Annotated in this window: 13 protein-coding genes and 1 tRNA gene; 3 read left to right on the top strand and 11 right to left on the bottom strand. The window is 40.4% G+C overall.

Annotated elements, in window-relative coordinates:
- Positions 1-12: 12 nt before the first annotated feature.
- From rsmB to BN6556_RS17705, 8 genes are all read right to left on the bottom strand, one after another.
- Positions 13-1,365, bottom strand: a complete 1,353-nt coding sequence (rsmB, locus tag BN6556_RS17670) for a 16S rRNA (cytosine(967)-C(5))-methyltransferase RsmB (RefSeq protein WP_066194028.1) — start codon at positions 1,363-1,365, stop codon at positions 13-15.
- Positions 1,358-2,299: a methionyl-tRNA formyltransferase gene (gene fmt / locus BN6556_RS17675; RefSeq protein WP_066194031.1), complete on the bottom strand. Its 942-nt coding sequence runs from the start codon at positions 2,297-2,299 to the stop codon at positions 1,358-1,360. The genes rsmB and fmt overlap by 8 nt, the downstream gene beginning before the upstream one ends.
- Positions 2,300-2,311: 12 nt before the next feature.
- Positions 2,312-4,720 carry a primosomal protein N' gene (priA, locus tag BN6556_RS17680; RefSeq protein ID WP_066194034.1) on the bottom strand — a complete coding sequence of 803 codons (2,409 nt, stop codon included), beginning with the start codon at positions 4,718-4,720 and terminating at the stop codon, positions 2,312-2,314.
- A 1-nt stretch (position 4,721) separates the two neighbouring features.
- Positions 4,722-5,921 (bottom strand): bifunctional phosphopantothenoylcysteine decarboxylase/phosphopantothenate--cysteine ligase CoaBC, encoded by a 1,200-nt coding sequence (coaBC, locus tag BN6556_RS17685; RefSeq protein WP_066194037.1) that lies wholly within the window; start codon positions 5,919-5,921, stop codon positions 4,722-4,724.
- 121 nt (positions 5,922-6,042) lie between these two features.
- Complete coding sequence (gene rpoZ, locus BN6556_RS17690) at positions 6,043-6,261, bottom strand: DNA-directed RNA polymerase subunit omega (RefSeq protein WP_286171930.1); 219 nt, start codon at positions 6,259-6,261, stop codon at positions 6,043-6,045.
- Positions 6,258-6,881 (bottom strand): guanylate kinase, encoded by a 624-nt coding sequence (gmk, locus tag BN6556_RS17695; RefSeq protein WP_066194039.1) that lies wholly within the window; start codon positions 6,879-6,881, stop codon positions 6,258-6,260. The genes rpoZ and gmk overlap by 4 nt, the downstream gene beginning before the upstream one ends.
- Positions 6,882-6,895: 14 nt before the next feature.
- The gene (remA, locus tag BN6556_RS17700; RefSeq protein WP_066194043.1) at positions 6,896-7,156 is read right to left on the bottom strand and encodes an extracellular matrix/biofilm regulator RemA; all 261 of its coding nucleotides are present in this window, start codon (positions 7,154-7,156) and stop codon (positions 6,896-6,898) included.
- A 130-nt stretch (positions 7,157-7,286) separates the two neighbouring features.
- Positions 7,287-8,165, bottom strand: coding sequence for a YicC/YloC family endoribonuclease (locus tag BN6556_RS17705; RefSeq protein WP_066194046.1), 879 nt, complete (start codon positions 8,163-8,165; stop codon positions 7,287-7,289).
- 130 nt (positions 8,166-8,295) lie between these two features.
- On the opposite strand from BN6556_RS17705, the gene BN6556_RS17710 reads away from it, so the two are divergent.
- Both BN6556_RS17710 and BN6556_RS17715 read left to right on the top strand, forming a co-directional pair.
- The gene (locus BN6556_RS17710; RefSeq protein WP_066194049.1) at positions 8,296-10,005 is read left to right on the top strand and encodes an Rqc2 family fibronectin-binding protein; all 1,710 of its coding nucleotides are present in this window, start codon (positions 8,296-8,298) and stop codon (positions 10,003-10,005) included.
- Positions 10,006-10,303: 298 nt separating this feature from the next.
- Positions 10,304-10,376, top strand: a tRNA-Val gene (locus tag BN6556_RS17715).
- 884 nt (positions 10,377-11,260) lie between these two features.
- Here the strand turns inward: BN6556_RS17715 and BN6556_RS17720 are convergent.
- A complete protein-coding gene (locus BN6556_RS17720; protein ID WP_066194052.1) occupies positions 11,261-13,066 on the bottom strand; it encodes an ABC transporter ATP-binding protein in 1,806 nt (601 codons plus the stop codon).
- Entirely contained in the window at positions 13,056-14,783 is a 1,728-nt protein-coding gene (locus BN6556_RS17725) for an ABC transporter ATP-binding protein (RefSeq protein ID WP_066194054.1), read from the bottom strand. Before BN6556_RS17725 ends, BN6556_RS17720 begins: the two co-directional genes overlap by 11 nt.
- Positions 14,784-15,103: 320 nt before the next feature.
- On the opposite strand from BN6556_RS17725, the gene BN6556_RS17730 reads away from it, so the two are divergent.
- Positions 15,104-16,306 (top strand): Bcr/CflA family efflux MFS transporter, encoded by a 1,203-nt coding sequence (locus tag BN6556_RS17730; protein ID WP_066194057.1) that lies wholly within the window; start codon positions 15,104-15,106, stop codon positions 16,304-16,306.
- 282 nt (positions 16,307-16,588) lie between these two features.
- Here BN6556_RS17730 and BN6556_RS17735 read toward each other — a convergent pair whose 3' ends face one another.
- Entirely contained in the window at positions 16,589-17,146 is a 558-nt protein-coding gene (locus BN6556_RS17735; protein WP_066194060.1) for a hypothetical protein, read from the bottom strand.
- Positions 17,147-17,258: the final 112 nt, after the last annotated feature.

The raw sequence follows: 17,258 nt of genomic DNA on the forward strand, positions 1-17,258 counted from the left end.
TCACACCTCTTCCTATACGTCATTCTTTACCAATCGCGTGATAAAGAATCCGTCGCTATTCAAATCCTGAGGAAATAATTGCAATCCCCATTTGGATTTCCCGGCACACTGTTGAACGATCTGGGGCAGCTCCTCAAAAAAAGTCGGATCAACCTGATAATTCGGATAACGTACAAGGAAAGCCTCTATCACTTGTTCATTTTCTTCCTTATCTACTGTGCAAGTACTATACACTAGTTTACCATCTTTTTTTAATAAAGGCTGTACTGCTTCTAATATTTCTATTTGAATAGACGCTAATGTGGTAACATCCTGTTCTTGTCGATGATAGCGAATATCTGGTTTGCTGCGCAGCACTCCAAGACCCGAGCAAGGGGCATCGATCAATATTCTGTCAAACGAAGCAGCTGCATGGGTTTCTGCTAATTTTCTAGCATCACCTGCCTCTGTTCGAATAGCTGTTAATCCTAATTGCTCTGCCTTTTGCATCACTAGTTTTGTCTTTTTTTCGTGAAGATCATTGGCAATAACAATACCATGATCGCACAGTTTTTCAGCGATATGTGTCGTCTTGCCTCCTGGGGCACTGCAAGCATCCAAAATCTTCATGCCTTCTGTAATATCCATTAATTCTGCCACCAGCATGGAACTTTCACCCTGAATAGTAACAAGTCCTTCTGCAACTGCAGGATGTTTGCGAATATTTCCTTGATCAATGATCATACCCTGTGGCGAAACACTAGACAAACGGGCTTGTATACCATCTGCTTCCAAACGATCCAGCATCCTTTCACGGGTTGTTCTCATCGGCTGTATTCGCACAGAGGTTGGCTTATGGGTCAGGTTCGTTTGACACATTGCTTCGGTCAGCTTCAGTCCGTACTGTTTTATCCATCTTTTCACCAACCATACGGGATGGCTTGTGCTAACACTGATTCGTTTGCTATCGTCTGTGATGGTTTGATAGTCAGGGAACCCTTTGCGTTGAGCCGATCGCAATACCCCATTGACAAAATTAGCAATTCCTTTATGCCCTTTTTGCTTAGCTATTTCCACCGCTTGATGAATAGCTGCATGGTCAGGCACTCGATTCAAATATTTCATTTGGTAGAAAGTCAAATAAATCAACCATTGCACCCATCGATCTGTTTTCTTCTTTGGCTGAATGAAAGATTGCAGATCGTACGCTAATGTTAATTTTCGCTGCAGCGTACCGTAAGTTATTTCCGTCAAAAGCGCTGCATCGCGTGGTTCTAATCGATGCCTCTTCAGCCATTGGTCCACCAGCAGATGACTGTAGCCTCCTTGATCACCTATTCGGACTAATAAATCAAGGGCCAATTGTCGTACATTATAATCACTCATTACCTAATATCTCTCCCGCACTCATATTACTTCCTACACCTCGATAAAAATCGGCCGCAGACATTTTTTTCTTGCCCGCTGGCTGAACCTCTGTTAATAAGAGACTTTGGTTTGCGGCTACCGCGACTTCAATACCCGTTTCCGTTATGTCTACGATCGTACCTGGCGCTTGATCGATTGTGCGGTTGGTTCGTTCGGCACGATATACTTTCAAGATTTTTCCTTGCCAGGTCGTAAAGGATACAGGCCACGGATGCAGGCCACGAATATGATTATATACTTGTTGCTGAGGTTTTTTCCAATCAATCTTCTCCTGCTCCCGTTTAATATTAGGAGCAAACGTTGCTGCCTCCTCCTTCTGAACGATTCGCTTCGCCTTACCAGAAAAGATGTCAGGAATTGTTTTCGCTAATAAATCCGCACCCGTTTTGGCTAATTTATCATGCAAGGAACCGACATCATCCTGATCTGCTATATCGATTGCCTGCTGACTGATAATATCCCCAGCGTCTAATTTCTCTGCCATATACATAATCGTAATACCAGTCTTTTGGTGACCCTCTAGAATTGCATAATGGATTGGCGCACCACCTCTTAACTTAGGCAGGAGCGAGGCGTGTACATTAATACAGCCATAAGCAGGAATCTCTAACAATCCCTTTGGCAGTAATTGTCCAAAGGCAGCGGTGACAATTAAATCGGGATTTCTGTCTTTGATTTCCTGGTAATTATCCTTAATCTTTTCCGGCTGAAAAACAGGGATATCATGGGCTTCAGCTGCCGTCTTCACTGGTGGTGCGGTTAAGATACGTTTTCTGCCGCGAGGTCGGTCAGGCTGTGTGACAACTAAGTCAACTTGATAACCTTCTTGCAATAAACGTTCTAAGACAGGCACCGCAAAATCAGGGGTACCCATAAAAATAACTTTTTTCATGTTATGACTCCTTTACATAAATGAGTATGGTTCAAAGTCTACTTGGATGGTCAAATCGTTCCGCAGTATTTCATCATTATAATGCGATTGTATTTTTCGAATAATGTCTCTTTGGTTTGGTTCATCCTTATATTTTACCATGCACTGATAACGATATCTATTATTTATGCGAACCATTGGAGAAGGAGTTGGTCCTAATATCTTGGCTTCGTCGGATAAATACTTGTATAGCAACTTACAGATCGTTTTTGTCACTTCTTGTGCCTTAAAAGAATTAGGATGTGTTACGGTAACTAATGTCAGGAAAAAATATGGCGGATAACCAAATCCCTTACGCATCATCATTTCCTCACTAAAAAATTGGGCATAATTATATTTACTAGCATGTTGAATACTATAATGATCAGGAGTATACGTTTGAATCACTACTTCACCCGGAAGTTTATGCCGGCCCGCACGTCCGCTAACCTGTGTTAAAAGCTGAAATGTCTTCTCCGAGGAACGAAAATCCGGTAAATGCAGCATGGTGTCAATTGCCAATACACCAACCAGCGTCACATTCTCAAAATCAAGCCCTTTGGCAATCATTTGCGTACCCAATAAAATATTAGCCTCTCCCCTGCCAAATGCATCCAATAGACGCTTATGTGATCCCTTCCGTCTGGTATTGTCCACATCCATGCGAATGATGGAAGCCTCGGGAATCTGCTCTTTTAATGCCTCTTCCACCTTTTGTGTGCCTGTTCCAAAATATCGAATCGAATGGCTGCCGCATGCAGGGCATTCCTTCACCATTGGTATTTGATAATCACAATAGTGACACTTCAATTGATGCGTATTTTTATGGTAGGTCAAAGCAATATCACAATTAGGGCACTTCATCACTTCACCACACTCCCGACACATCACGAACGTCGAATAACCGCGTCGATTTAAAAACAAGACGACCTGTTCTTGACGGTCAAGGCGGGTTTGAATAGCTTCTAGTAGTTGTCGTGAAAACATCGTTCGATTGCCGGCATGTAATTCTTCCCGCATATCGACTACTTCTACAGGAGGCATCTCCGTTTCATTCATTCGTGCTGGCATATCCAGCAACTGATAAACCCCTTTTTGAGCTCGAGCATAGGATTCAAGCATAGGGGTAGCACTCCCTAAAACGATCGGACATTGATGAGCTTTTCCTCGCCATTTCGCTACTTCTCGAGCGTGATACCGGGGTTGCTCATCTTGTTTATAACTTGTTTCATGTTCTTCATCGATAATGATAATTCCAATATTAGTAAATGGTGCAAAAATAGCGGAACGTGCTCCTACCACTACCTTGACTTCTTGTTTCTGAATTTTTGTCCATTCATCAAATTTTTCCCCCGGGGAGAGAGCGCTGTGCATAACGGCTACTTCGGAACCGAATCGCCCCTTAAAGCGCTGTACCATTTGTGGTGTTAAAGATATTTCCGGTACTAGCACAATGGCTTCCTGTCCCTTTTCTAACACCTTAGCAATCGCCTGTAAATAAACCTCTGTCTTACCACTTCCGGTCACCCCATGCAGAAGAAAGACATCATCACGAGCGTGATCCAGCGATTCATGTATTGGCGTGATGGCTTGTTGCTGTTGCTCACTTAATGGCAATGGATCGGTTCGTTCAAAGGAACTATCTTGAAAAGGATCACGATATACTTTTTTTCGTACGGTTTGCAATAGTTTTTTATCGATTAATTGATTCAAAGCAGAAGTGCTAGACTTCAATTGTTTTATTAACACTTGTTTTTCCAATGGCTCTGGATGCTGGATAAAATGCTGTAGTATTTCTTTTTGTTTTTTCGCTCGATTAGAGATATCTGCCAATGCCTCATCCAATAAATGATCAGGTTGAGCAGGCTCGATATACACCTTGGTCTTGTTAGTCGCTTTAGATTTGACTTGATAGTTGATTTTCACATGACCATCGTTCACTTCTTTGCGCAGCTGCTTATAATCACCATTGCGCTCTAGAAATTCTTGATAATCAACAACCGCTCGACCAGCAAAAAGAGTCTGAAAGGCTGGGGACAAGTCTGATTCCGTCAACGCTTCGAGTTCTTTTTTATAACTTGCTTTTAATACTTGAGGTAGCATGGCTTGCAGTGTTTGTATATAAAAACTGGTTGTTTGTTCGCTAATCCAAATCCCCAATTCCAGTAATTCGCCTGTGAGAATGGGATGGATATCCATCACTTCGTCCAAGGGCTTGACATTCTCTACTGAGGTTTGTGAAGTAACTTCCAGGACAAAGCCCATTACTTTTCTAGGACCAAAAGGTACAGAGACACGCATCCCCTTCTGCACAATCGCTTCAAGCGGTTCTGGAATGGAATAATCAAAAGTATGGTTTGTCTGATTGGTTGGGACATCGACAATCACTTGGGCAATTTGCATATTAACCCTTCCCTATTTCACGATCAATTAGTTCGATGACTTGTTCAGCTATCGCCGATTTACTCGCTTGCTCGATGGGCCACGTGTTTCCTGCTTTCGTGATAAGAACCACTTCATTCTGATCAGAATCAAAGCCAATATCGGAACGGCTGACATCATTAATGACAATGGCATCGAGGTTCTTTTCCTGAAGCTTTTTCCGACCATATGCCTCTAAGTCTTCTGTTTCCGCAGCAAAGCCAATCAAATATTGCCGTTCTTTATGTTCTCCTAGATAGCGTAATATATCTACATTCTTTTCAAGTTCTATCGTGATATGATCCTTGTTTTTTTTGATTTTTTGCTCACTGGTTTCTACTGGGCGATAATCGGCCACTGCTGCTGTTTTGATCACAATATCTACCTGATCATACAAGGCGGTCACTTGCGCAAACATTTCCTCCGTACTTGATACAGGGACATGCTCAACCGATGGGGGCACTGTTAAATTGGTTGGGCCTGAGACTAGATAGACCTTTGCTCCTTGTTCTGCCGCTTCCTGTGCGAACGCATAGCCCATTTTCCCAGAAGAATAATTGGTAAAATAACGAACCGGATCCAATGGTTCTCTCGTCGGTCCTGCTGTAATAAGTACCTTTTTTCCTTGCCATCGCCCTAGTCGATGATAATCTCGATCAATCACCTGCACGATTTCTTCTGGCTCTTCCAATCTGCCTTTGCCTACGTAACCACAAGCCAGGTAACCGTCTCCTGGTTCAATAAAACGATATCCCCACGTTTCTAAGGTCTTCATGTTTTGAACTACTGCTGGATGTTGATACATGTGCACATTCATAGCCGGTGCTACATATACCTGAGCTTGGGTAGCTAACAAGGTGGTTGTCACCATATCATCAGCCATACCGTTTGCCACTTTTCCTAACACATTTGCTGTGGCAGGTGCTATCACCACCATATCCGCCCAATCCGCTAAATCGATATGAGCAATCTTGGCAGGATCTTTTTCATCAAAAGTATCCGTATACACGGGGTTTCTTGACATCGCCTGAAAGGTCAACGGTGTGACAAATTCAGTCGCATGTTCGGTCATCATTACCTTAACCTCCGCTCCCGCCTGAGTCAGTTTGCTTGTTAAGGCAACCGCCTTATAGACCGCAATACCACCAGACACTGCCAAAAGTATTTTTTTTCCTTTTAACATATCCACTACCTCCTTCAAGCTGATAGAAGAAACCCTCGCAAGCGAACGCAATGCGAGGGAAGATTCTTTTATTTAATAGGCTGTTCAAAAGTGTTTTATATGAACTTTTGAACCTCACCATTTATTCATAAGCAGGTGCTTCTTGATCCGGGTCTACTGTCAGCTTCTCTTCTAAGATTTCTTCCAAAGCAAGCCCTACATACGTAGCTGCTTTTGGTGACTCTAATTGATGACGTTTATTTATCTGAATCTGACGTGCTCGTTTAGCAGACAAGGTTACCAAGGTATACTTTGAATTAATTTTGGTTTGTAATTTATCGATGGATGGTTCTAATATCATTTGCTATCTACCTCCAATAAGGCTTTATTGTATTGTGTTGCTACTCTTTCCCTCTTGCAATGTTCACTTTGTACAATGGCCTGTACTTTTTTAACTGCTGTGTCTACATTATCATTGACTACTACATAATCATAGTAATCCATCATTTCAATTTCTTTACGTGCCTCGTCCAAGCGATCCGTAATGAGATCCTCGGTTTCTGTACCGCGGTCGACAATCCGGTTCTTTAGCTCTTCCAGGCTTGGCGGTATTAGAAAAATAAATACACCTTGAGGGAAATTCTGTTTGACTTGCATCGCCCCTTGCACTTCGATTTCCAGAAATACATCATGGCCTTTCTCGATAGTATTTTCTACATACTGTCTAGGGGTACCATAATAATTCCCTACATATTTGGCATATTCCAACATTTTCCCTTGCTCGATCATTTCTTCAAATTGTTGCTGCGTGCGATAGAAGTAATCTATCCCTTCTCTTTCATTCTCTCGCATCGCTCTGGTAGTCATCGAGATGGAATATTTTAAATTGGTGTCCTGCTCAAATAATGCCTTTCTTACTGTGCCTTTCCCTACTCCGGATGGACCAGAAAGTATAAATAATATTCCCTTCTCTTCTATCAACTTGTTTCCTCCTATTATTCTTCGTTGATTTCATCATGACTAAGTACTCGCTGCCCTACTGTTTCCGGCTGCACAGCCGATAGTACGACATGATCACTATCGGTGATAATAACGGCTCTTGTCCTTCTGCCATACGTCGCATCTACTAATTTATTATTGTCTCTTGCGACGGTAATAATACGTTTAATCGGTGCAGACTCTGGTGAAACGATCGAAATAATTCGATTCGCTGATACCACATTGCCAAAACCGATGTTAATTAACTTCAAACTCACTTCAAGTTCCCCCTTAATTATTAGCCAAACGTACAACGCTATTTCAAGCGAAATAACCAAAAAACGCCAGATGGGTTTGGATTACACGACTGGAAAATTTAAAACGATCGATCCTTATTACCAATCATTATTATTCCAAATTTTGAATCTGTTCTTTCATTTTTTCCGTTTCGCTCTTTAAATAAACAATTTGTTCACTAATCCAAGGATCATTTGATTTGGAACCAATCGTATTCAATTCTCGATTTAATTCCTGTACAATGAAATCTAATTTTCTCCCTTTTGCGTCTCTTTCCTTGACGATTTGTCGCATCTGCTTCAGGTGACTATGTATTCTAGTTATTTCTTCCGTGATGTCCCCTTTTTCTGCCATTAATGCCACTTCAGAAAGGATTGTTGTTTCATCGTAAACCGAAGTATGGGAAAGATATTGTCTGATACGACTGATTATTCGCTCCTGGTATTCTATTATAACAATATTTCGCCGTTCACCCAACCTTTTTATTTTTGATTCGATATTTTGGATACGTGAGATGAGGTCATTTGCCAACTCTTTCCCTTCTGTTTGGCGCATCTGATTTAATTGCCATACGGCTGAATCCATCAATTCTTGCACCTTTACATTTATCCCTGACAAGTCGAGTTCCTTTTCCTCTAATGCAAAAATATCCGAGAAACTGGCAAGCATATCAATCGTGATATCCCCTTTCAATTGATAGGCGTTCTGCAGTTCTTTTAATTGTTCCAGGTACTGTTTCGCTAAATTCCAATTCGTTTGGACCACCTGATTCTTGGTATAAGCACCTGTTATATCAAGGGATACGGACACTTTCCCCCGTTGAACCTGTTGCTGTATTTGTTTCTTTAATTGATTTTCAATCGGGTACAGAAAAGAAGGCATTTGAAAGGAGATATCCAAATAACGATGATTGACCGATTTCATCTCCACTACGATCGTTACGTCCTCTTCTTGTAATACTTCTCTGGCAAATCCAGTCATACTTCGCATAGCGATGTCACATCCATCTTTTTTTGTTGTCCTACTATATCCTACCAAAAGTAAACAAGTAAAGACAAATAATTCTTTGCAACCATCTCTTCTTCCTAAATATGATATAATGAAAATTCGAGGTGATAATATGGTATTTGATGGTATAGTAACAAGAGCAATCACACATGAATTACAGCAAGCATTGACTTCAGCACGCGTACTAAAAATATATCAACCAACCGACTCAGAATTATTACTGACAGTGAGACAATACGGTAAAAATAAACAACTGTTAATCAGTTCTCATTCCCGTTATGCGAGAATGCATGTAACCAAAGACAGTTATCATAATCCAACAGAGCCATCGATGTATTGTATGATGCTGCGTAAATATCTAAGCGGAAGCTTTATTGAATCGGTAGAACAAATTGAGAACGAGCGTATTGTTCATATCCACTTTCAAACCAAAAATGAAATAGGCGATCAAAGCCTGAAAACGCTCATCATCGAAATCATGGGAAAACATAGTAATATTATTTTATTGGATCCAGAAAAAAGTGTCATTCTTGATAGTTTAAAGCATGTCTCACCTGCTCAAAACAGGCATCGATCGATCTTACCTGGAAGCAGCTATATACAGCCTCCAGATCAAGGGAAGATCAATCCATTAACGATAGATGGTGATACTTTTATTCGCAAGCTGGACTTTAATGGTGGCAAACTGGAGAAACAAATCGCTGACACTTATATGGGGGTGTCAACGGTCTTGGCACAAGAAATAGTCCGTCAGGCCAACCTTGGAGATACCCAGGCATATCAGCAGGCATTTCTCCATTTCCAAAAGCAAATTTTAGACAATCATTTTCAACCCTATATATCACAAGGGAAAAAGGAATCATTTTATGTCCTGCCGCTATCTAACGAACAGGGTGAGATCACCAAGTTTGAAACAGTCAGCTCCATGTTGGATAGCTTTTACTCCGGTAAAGCCGAACGAGACCGCGTCAAACAAAGAGCTGGAGACTTATCCCGGTTGCTAAGCAACGAACAAAAAAAGAACAAACGTAAATTAGGGAAACTGGATCAAACCTTGAAGGATGCGGAAAAGGCTGATACGTATCAAAAAGACGGCGAGTTATTAACGGCGCATATGCATTTAGTGCAGAAAGGTGATAAAGAAGTCGAGGTAATGGATTACTATGACCCTGAGCAGGCAAAACGAGTGATTACATTAAATGAGAACAAATCTCCCAGCGAGAACGCGCAAAGCCTCTTCAAAAAATATCAGAAGCTGAAAAAATCAAAACAAATGGTCGAGGAAGAAAAAAAGAAAACCCATCAAGAGATCCGCTACTTGGATGAAATCATCGAACAAATCGAGACGGCACGAGAAGATGATATTGAAGAAATTCGTGAAGAATTACAAGAACAAGGCTATCTCAAAAGAAAAGCTGCTCAAAAAAAGCAGAAGAAAAAGCCTACCAAACCAACACCTGAACGGTTTCTTTCCTCTGATGGCACCGAAATCTTGGTTGGAAAAAACAACAAGCAGAATGAACATTTAACCAATCGCATCGCACGTAAAAATGATATTTGGCTGCACACAAAAGATATACCAGGCTCCCATGTCGTCATTCGTTCCGAACAACCTACGGAGAACACCTTACACGAAGCTGCTCAGCTGGCCGCCAATTTCAGCAAATCGAGGCATTCTTCATCGGTACCTGTCGATTACACATTAATTAGACATGTAAAAAAGCCGAACGGAGCCAAACCTGGGTTTGTTACGTATGATAATCAGAAAACCTTGTTTGTGACACCGGATGCCAGTATGGTGGAAAAGTTAAAACAGGGATAATGTGAAAGGAGTGCCTTGAGACGAGGTACTTCTTCACATATTTGCTACTCCGCTTCACCATTCAACTCAAACGCCCCCATCGTAACCCTATGCAATTTCATCGGTGAAAGGCCTTGAAGTGAATCATTTGTCAATTCTGATAAATGAGTTATTGTTATGATGGGAATTTCACCTTATTATCTACTAGCTATCACCAAAAAACATATAGAAAAAAGTAACGATTGACAAACTATCAAGATTATATTTATAATATCTATGGGAGTTGTCACCCTTTTACAATCAATCACCATAGCATCACGATTCCGTAGCTCAGCTGGGAGAGCGCTACCTTGACAGGGTAGAGGTCGCTGGTTCGAGACCAGTCGGAATCATACGTTGAAACGCTTGTCCTGTATGGGATGAGCGTTTTTGTTTATCTATGCGTGCTTCAGACAAAAAGGCTATTAGGCACAAATTAGGCACAAAAATGTATTATTATCGCTTAAAATGTGTTAAACAGCTTGGAAAAATATCATACATTGCATACTATAATACATTTAACTTTGCATGGTATTTCTTTTTTTATAGTGTCTTAAAATTCCCTTTTTAGGTTTCCGATATCACCACTTTAAAACGAATAATAAGCCGCTCTCAGTTTTAAGATGTTATTTGTTTATAATATATCTCGAAAACTGATTAAAGCCTGTATAAATCAAAATCATCGTTCAATAGACTAACTTTGGTCGCTGGAATATGGTGACATCATATCAACCATTGCAAATGTCGCCTAGTGTGCTTCTTCTGTTGTTAAGGGTAGTTTCAAACTACATTCTTGTCAAAGCTTGTTTTTACGTGATCTCAAAATAGATGTTGTTTCAAAACCAACAGGTATCATAACTCAAATTTGATCAGCCCTCTATCCACACATGATAAGAAATCATCACTCACCAATTTTGGGTATCGCTGGTTCGAGACCAGTCGGAATCATACAAGACGCTATAAACCGTATAAGCAACGGGATATAGCGTTTTTTTATGTAGTCAATTTATACGGAGACTTGTACAGAATATATAGTGTACAGGGTAGTGCACCTACGAGCGTGCAAGATATGCCAGGTAGAAGTTCACCTAATTCTTCCGTATGGGATGAGCATATTTTGGGTCTTCATTTTTGAGATGACTGCCTTTTTCCTGTGATTCCACGTTTTTTAGGTTGTCATTTTTGAATGGATGTAATCCAGGTTTTTTCAGCATAAAGACTGTTTCTTTAGGATATTTTATTGATTCAATTGATAATAATGACCTTTCTGTTGCAGCAATTGCTGGTGATTTCCTTGTTCGATAATCCTACCATTTTCCAACATAATGATTTTGTCTGCTTCACGAATCGTATTGAGACGGTGAGCAACGACAAAGCTGGTTCTACCTTTCATTAATCGTTTTAATGCCTCTTGGATTTTCCATTCCGTGACCGTATCAATATTACTAGTTGCTTCATCTAATATAAGAATCTTCGGTTCGGCAAGTAAGGCACGAGCAATGGTCAATAATTGTTTTTGCCCTTGACTGATACCGCTGCCCTCTTGATCCAAAACGGTATCATAACCAAGCTCTAAGCGCTCAATAAAATCGTGAGCATTGGCATGAATGGCGGCCCGTTGCACTTGTTCATCGGTCGCATCCAATTTTCCATATCGAATATTTTCACGAATGGTTCCATGGAAGAGAAAGGCATCTTGTAAGACAAAGGCCATTTGCTGCCGCAAGCTGCTTCGTTTAATTTTTTTGATATCTTTGCCATCCAACGTAATCGAACCACTGTCATAGTTGTAAAAGCGAGAAAGTAAATTAATGATGGTTGTTTTCCCAGCACCAGTATGACCGACAAATGCTACCGTCTCACCTGGTTTGGCCTCAAACGATATGTCGGCTAACGTATTCTGCGATTCATATCCAAAAGAAACCTGATCAAAAATGATGTGTCCTTTCGTATCATGTATTATTTCTGCGTCATCCTCGTCTAAATCTTCTTGTGGTTCATCCATCACTTGGAAGACCCGTTCTGCACCAGCAATGGCAGATAACAGCAAATTAAACTGGTTAGACAGTTCATTTAATGGCCGAGTAAACTGTCTGGCGTACTCCGTAAAAATGACGATGGTACCAACCGTGACAAGGGAATTATCAGAGGCAATCACCAACATTCCGCCGATTAAGGCAATCAAACCAAAACTAAGGAAATTTAGCATATTCATTACTTTAGGAATAAAACCGGAAATGGTGATCGCCCAAAAACCAGTATTTTTTAATCGATCATTTCGTTTCTCAAAAGATTGCACCACATAATCTTCTTGTGAATAAGTCTTCACCACCTGCTGACCAGAAACAATCTCTTCCACATAGCCGTTTACCTCACCTAAATCTTGCTGCTGTAATTTATAGAGTGGTCCGGTTCTTTTCGTAATCCAACGCATGGCGAGATACATGACAGGAATAATAGACATGGTGACAAGGGTTAAGATAGGACTTAAATAAAGCATCACGATAACCGTACCAGTCAATGTCAAAACACTAGAAAATATTTGGATAACGGACTGGTTTAAGGTGTTGTTAATATTATCAATATCATTTGTCAGGCGGCTCATTAGTTCCCCATGTTGTCGTTTATCAAAATAGGATATCGACAGTCGATGAAACTGTTCGAATAAATGACGACGCAGAGTATGGATGGTGTTTTGTGCGATGCCGACCATCCAGTAATTTTGCAGAAACAAAGAAAACGAATGGATCAAATAAACAATTAGTAAACCAATTAAAAGGGTAATAAGGCCAGTCGTCTGTTGCGTGACAATAAAATCATCGATAGCCCTTCCTACTAAAAAAGGACCAAGTAAGGCAAAGGCAGAACTGATTAAGACCATGAAAATAACCAAGGTTAGCTTTCTTTTTTCAAGAACCAGATATCTCCAAATACGCCGTAATGTCGCCCCCATATATTTGGCCTTTTTGGTTTGTTTCTTCCCTACGTTATCTAACCCAATGCGCTCATATTGGAAGGGAGCTTTCAAGGAATTATTTCGCATGTTCCGCCTCCTTTTCTGCTTGTGAACGAACAATTGCTTGATAGAATGTTGAACGATCGAATAGCTGGTCATGTGTGCCAATATCGAGAATTTCTCCGTTATCAAGCAAGAGAATTAGATCTGATTTTTTTACCGTAGATATTTTTTGTGTAATGATCAAAACCGTACATTCATAGTGCTCTAAAGCACTTAACAAATGCGATTCCGTCGCCAAATCAAGAGCACTCGTACTATCATCCAGCATTAACAGACTAGGTTTTCGAATAAGGGCCCGTGCGATAGAAATACGTTGTTTTTGTCCACCGGAAAGATTGACTCCTTTTTGACCGACACGTGTTTGATATTGCCCCTCAAGCTGTGTAATGGTCTCATGAATTTGTGCATCCTTGGCTGCCTGCACTACCTCTTCCATCGTGGCATCGTTTTTGCCAAAAGCGATATTGTCATAAATCGATCCCGTAAATAACAAAGGACTTTGTGGTACATAACCAATCTGCCCCCGCAATTGCTTGACATCTAAATCTTCAATAGGTACATCGTCAAGATAAATCGTTCCCGCGGACGGCTGATATAACCTAGGGATTAACTGGAAAAGAGAAGTTTTTCCTGATCCGGTTGCGCCAATCATTGCCAAGTGCTGGCCAGGTGCTACTTGGAAAGAAATATTCTTCAATGTATTTTGTTTTGCCTCCGGATAATGAAAGGAAACATGTTCAAAACGAAGACTTCCTTCTCCTTTTATTTTAGCTGGTGCAAGAACTTCGTTGTTAGATTCTTTATCCAGATTTAATACTTCTGCAATCCGGTCCGCCGAGGCTTTTGTTCGTGAGATACCCATGATGATAAAAGAAAACATAGAGATTGACATCGAGACACGTAACGCGTAGTTTACCATCGTTACTACTTCACCAACATTCGCCTGTCCAGCAAGAGTTTGTGCATTCCCGAACCAGATGATAAAAATCAAACTGAAATTCATCACTAATAGCAAAATCGGACCAGTCGATTCGACAATACGAAATGTTTTTTTAGTCGAGTCTGCAAGGGCCGTATTAGCACCATCAAAACGAGTTTTTTCGAATGACTGGCGAGAAAAGGCCTTAATCAGTCGCATCCCAGCCAAATTTTCCTGCATTACTTGATTGACTCGATCAACATTACCCTGCACGGTACCAAATAACTTACTGGTTAGCTTTAATATCCATAATAAGAACAGCACTAGCAAAGGGACAGTAATAAAGAAAATAGCTGCCAACTTAGGATTTACAATAACGGCCATAGTGACACCGCCTATCACAATCAATGGTGCCTTGGCCATAATTCGTAAGCCCATAAATATCGTGTTTTGTATTTGACGGATGTCGTTGGTAAAGCGAGTAACCAATGCAGAAGTCGGATATTGATTGAGCTGAGCAAACGAGAACCTTTGTATTTTTTTAAATAAGGATTGTCGGATATCATATCCAAAGCTAAAGCTCACATGAGAGGCAAAAAAAGAGTTAATCACTCCTGCGATGAAAGAGAGGAATGCCAATCCAATCATCAAGCTGCCCCACCATACAATATTCCCCATATCCTGTTCGATCACTCCCTGGTTGATCATAAAACCAAGAAACAAAGGAAGCGTTAATTCTACTGATAGCTCCACAAGCATAAGTGAAAAAGCTACCACTGCTGGCAGTTTATAACCTTCCAAATAAGAAAGTATCGTTCGCAATGACTATTCACCTACCGTTTAACGAAATGATAAAGCTAGACTGCCATCCGTGGAGTTTTTTATCTCTAACTGGACAGCTAGCACTATGATAAAACATGTTTATTAGATTAACTCATTTTATTATAATGTTTATGTGGTAAGAGAATCCAGTATTATTATTTCTGTTTCGTGGCATCCTATGAAGAAATCAATTCATATTTGGATATTAATAGGTGCAAGTAAGAAGTTGGACAGACATTAACACTTGTATTCTCTCAATCTCAAAACTATACTTCCCTACCCCCTTCCTTTATAATAGAATAATTGGGAAGGTGATGAAAATGTCAGAAAAAACGGAACAATGGAACTGGAAACAAAAGATCGGCTTAGCATTTTTATTAGCATTGTTAGGAATGATTGGTCCTTTTAATATTGATATGTATCTTTCCAGCTTCCCGATGATTGCCGAAGATTTTTCGGTGCGTGCTTCACTTGTGCAACTCAGTTTAACGGCTTGTCTTATCGGGCTTGCGATTGGGCAACTGGTAATTGGACCGATAAGCGACTCGGTTGGTCGAAAAAAACCGTTAATTATTGGTTTGTCTTTGTTTGCTATAGCATCGTTAATCTGTGCAATAGCCCCTAATATTTTTGTGTTGATTGTCGCACGCTTTTTACAAGGTTTCTTTGGTTCTGCAGGTATTGTATTATCAAGAGCAATGGTAAGAGATAAATTCTCGGGCAGGGAGTTAACGCAATTCTTTGCCATGTTAATGGTGATTAATGCCGTAGCTCCGATGGTTGCCCCGATAAGTGGTGGAGCGGTTTTATTATTGCCGTTTGCTACGTGGCATACTATTTTCCTTGTCTTATGCCTGTTCGGACTTTTTTTGGTGTCACTTGTTATCTTTAAAATAAAGGAATCCTTACCAGTTGAGAGAAGACAGCCGGCTTCGATTATTGGCACGTTTAAAACGATGGGTGCCTTATTAACCGATAAAAGCTTTGTCGGTTATGCGATAGTCGTCTGTTTTGTACAAGGAGGTACGTTTGCCTATGTAGCAGGTACACCGTTTGTTTATCAAGACCTATATGGTGTTTCACCACAGGTTTTCAGTTTATTATTCGGTGTTAACGGCTTGGCAATCATCTCCGGAAATGCCCTTGTCGGCAAATTAAGTGATTACATACCCGAGCGAACCTTATTAAGAACAGGCGTCATTATTTCTTTAAGCGCTAATTCCTTGTTATTAGTAATGACCATAATCAAAGGTCCACTGCTGATGATTGTATTACCAATCTTTATTCATATGTTTACGATTGGTATTGTATTAACCAGTTCTTTTTCGCTCGCCATGAAAAACCAAGCAAACCACGCCGGCAGCGCCAGTGCTATCCTAGGCATGTCACCGATGCTGATGGGCTCCATTATCGCTCCGCTGGTCGGTTTAGATGAGACTACCCCCATTCCGATGGGAGCTGCATTGTTCACTACTTCGTTGATTGGTTTTATTGCATTTTTTACGTTAACTAAGAAACCATAAAAAAAATGAAAAAGGAGAGGGATTAAGTAGAGCCCTCTACGGAACGGTGAGTTTGATCGTTTTATCTGCGCTTTCTAGTACCGACAAACGATCAACTTTACGATATCGCATAGGTGGACTCGTTATGTTACATCATTCAACGTATAGGTATCGCGATTCGTTCAAGATCGAAATCATTCCAAGTTCTATTATATCAAGGATTATAAACTTTCCTATCTTACAAGAACAAACCGCAAAGAACGAGGCATAGTTCTTTGCGGTCTTTGATTCTGTCTGCTTTTACTAACCACCATTTCTCCTCACATAAGTTACATCAAACCAAAATGTCGCTTCTTCTGGATATAAAGTGATATATGCGTCGTCGCCTGGGCGTACATAAGCAAGTTTTGATTGCTCCAGAATTCCAATATATTTCAGTTCTTCTATAATGGTTTTTGCAGCTATGTTCACATCTATCACGTAATTAAAAATATTAACCGTTCCTTGCCCAATATCTCCACCGTCGCAAGCACCATTTCCTGTCCAACCTAAGCATTCATTCATTAGTTCTTCGATAGACTGTCTAAGATCGAATGCTGCTTCCATTTCATTTTCTTCGTAGGTATACTGAATAACAACCTGGAATAACTTATCTTCATCCAAATAGTCGAAGCCTTCAGCTGCTTTTTCTTTTGCTAGCTTTCCCATTATTTTTTGTCCTTTTTGAAATGCTGGTACCTTCTGCTTCTCAGATTCTCCAGTATCTCCAACCGTACCATGGTGGATGACTAAGTATTTCCCATCCTGCCAAACCTCCCAATAAAGTATTGTGTCTTTCATACGCTTTGCCATTTTTATCATTAGAGCACCGCCATTATTATTTATTTTTTACGGAGTATATATGTAAATTTATAAATGTAACAAAAACGTGTGACAAGCAAGTCTATGTTCACATTATTTCCTGTTAATACCT

The sequence above is a fragment of the Gracilibacillus timonensis genome (assembly GCF_900086715.1).
GTDB lineage: Bacteria > Bacillota > Bacilli > Bacillales > Amphibacillaceae > Gracilibacillus > Gracilibacillus timonensis.

What these genes read in the sequence shown, in the direction of transcription:
- coaBC (WP_066194037.1), bottom strand. Translation starts at nt 5,921, where the DNA reads ATGTTAAAAGGAAAAAAAATACTTTTGGCAGTGTCTGGTGGTATTGCG.
- fmt (WP_066194031.1), bottom strand. Translation starts at nt 2,299, where the DNA reads ATGAAAAAAGTTATTTTTATGGGTACCCCTGATTTTGCGGTGCCTGTC.
- BN6556_RS17730 (WP_066194057.1), top strand. Translation starts at nt 15,104, where the DNA reads ATGTCAGAAAAAACGGAACAATGGAACTGGAAACAAAAGATCGGCTTA.
- BN6556_RS17710 (WP_066194049.1), top strand. Translation starts at nt 8,296, where the DNA reads ATGGTATTTGATGGTATAGTAACAAGAGCAATCACACATGAATTACAG.
- priA (WP_066194034.1), bottom strand. Translation starts at nt 4,720, where the DNA reads ATGCAAATTGCCCAAGTGATTGTCGATGTCCCAACCAATCAGACAAAC.
- rpoZ (WP_286171930.1), bottom strand. Translation starts at nt 6,261, where the DNA reads ATGATATTAGAACCATCCATCGATAAATTACAAACCAAAATTAATTCA.
- BN6556_RS17735 (WP_066194060.1), bottom strand. Translation starts at nt 17,146, where the DNA reads ATGATAAAAATGGCAAAGCGTATGAAAGACACAATACTTTATTGGGAG.
- rsmB (WP_066194028.1), bottom strand. Translation starts at nt 1,365, where the DNA reads ATGAGTGATTATAATGTACGACAATTGGCCCTTGATTTATTAGTCCGA.
- BN6556_RS17720 (WP_066194052.1), bottom strand. Translation starts at nt 13,066, where the DNA reads ATGCGAAATAATTCCTTGAAAGCTCCCTTCCAATATGAGCGCATTGGG.
- BN6556_RS17705 (WP_066194046.1), bottom strand. Translation starts at nt 8,165, where the DNA reads ATGCGAAGTATGACTGGATTTGCCAGAGAAGTATTACAAGAAGAGGAC.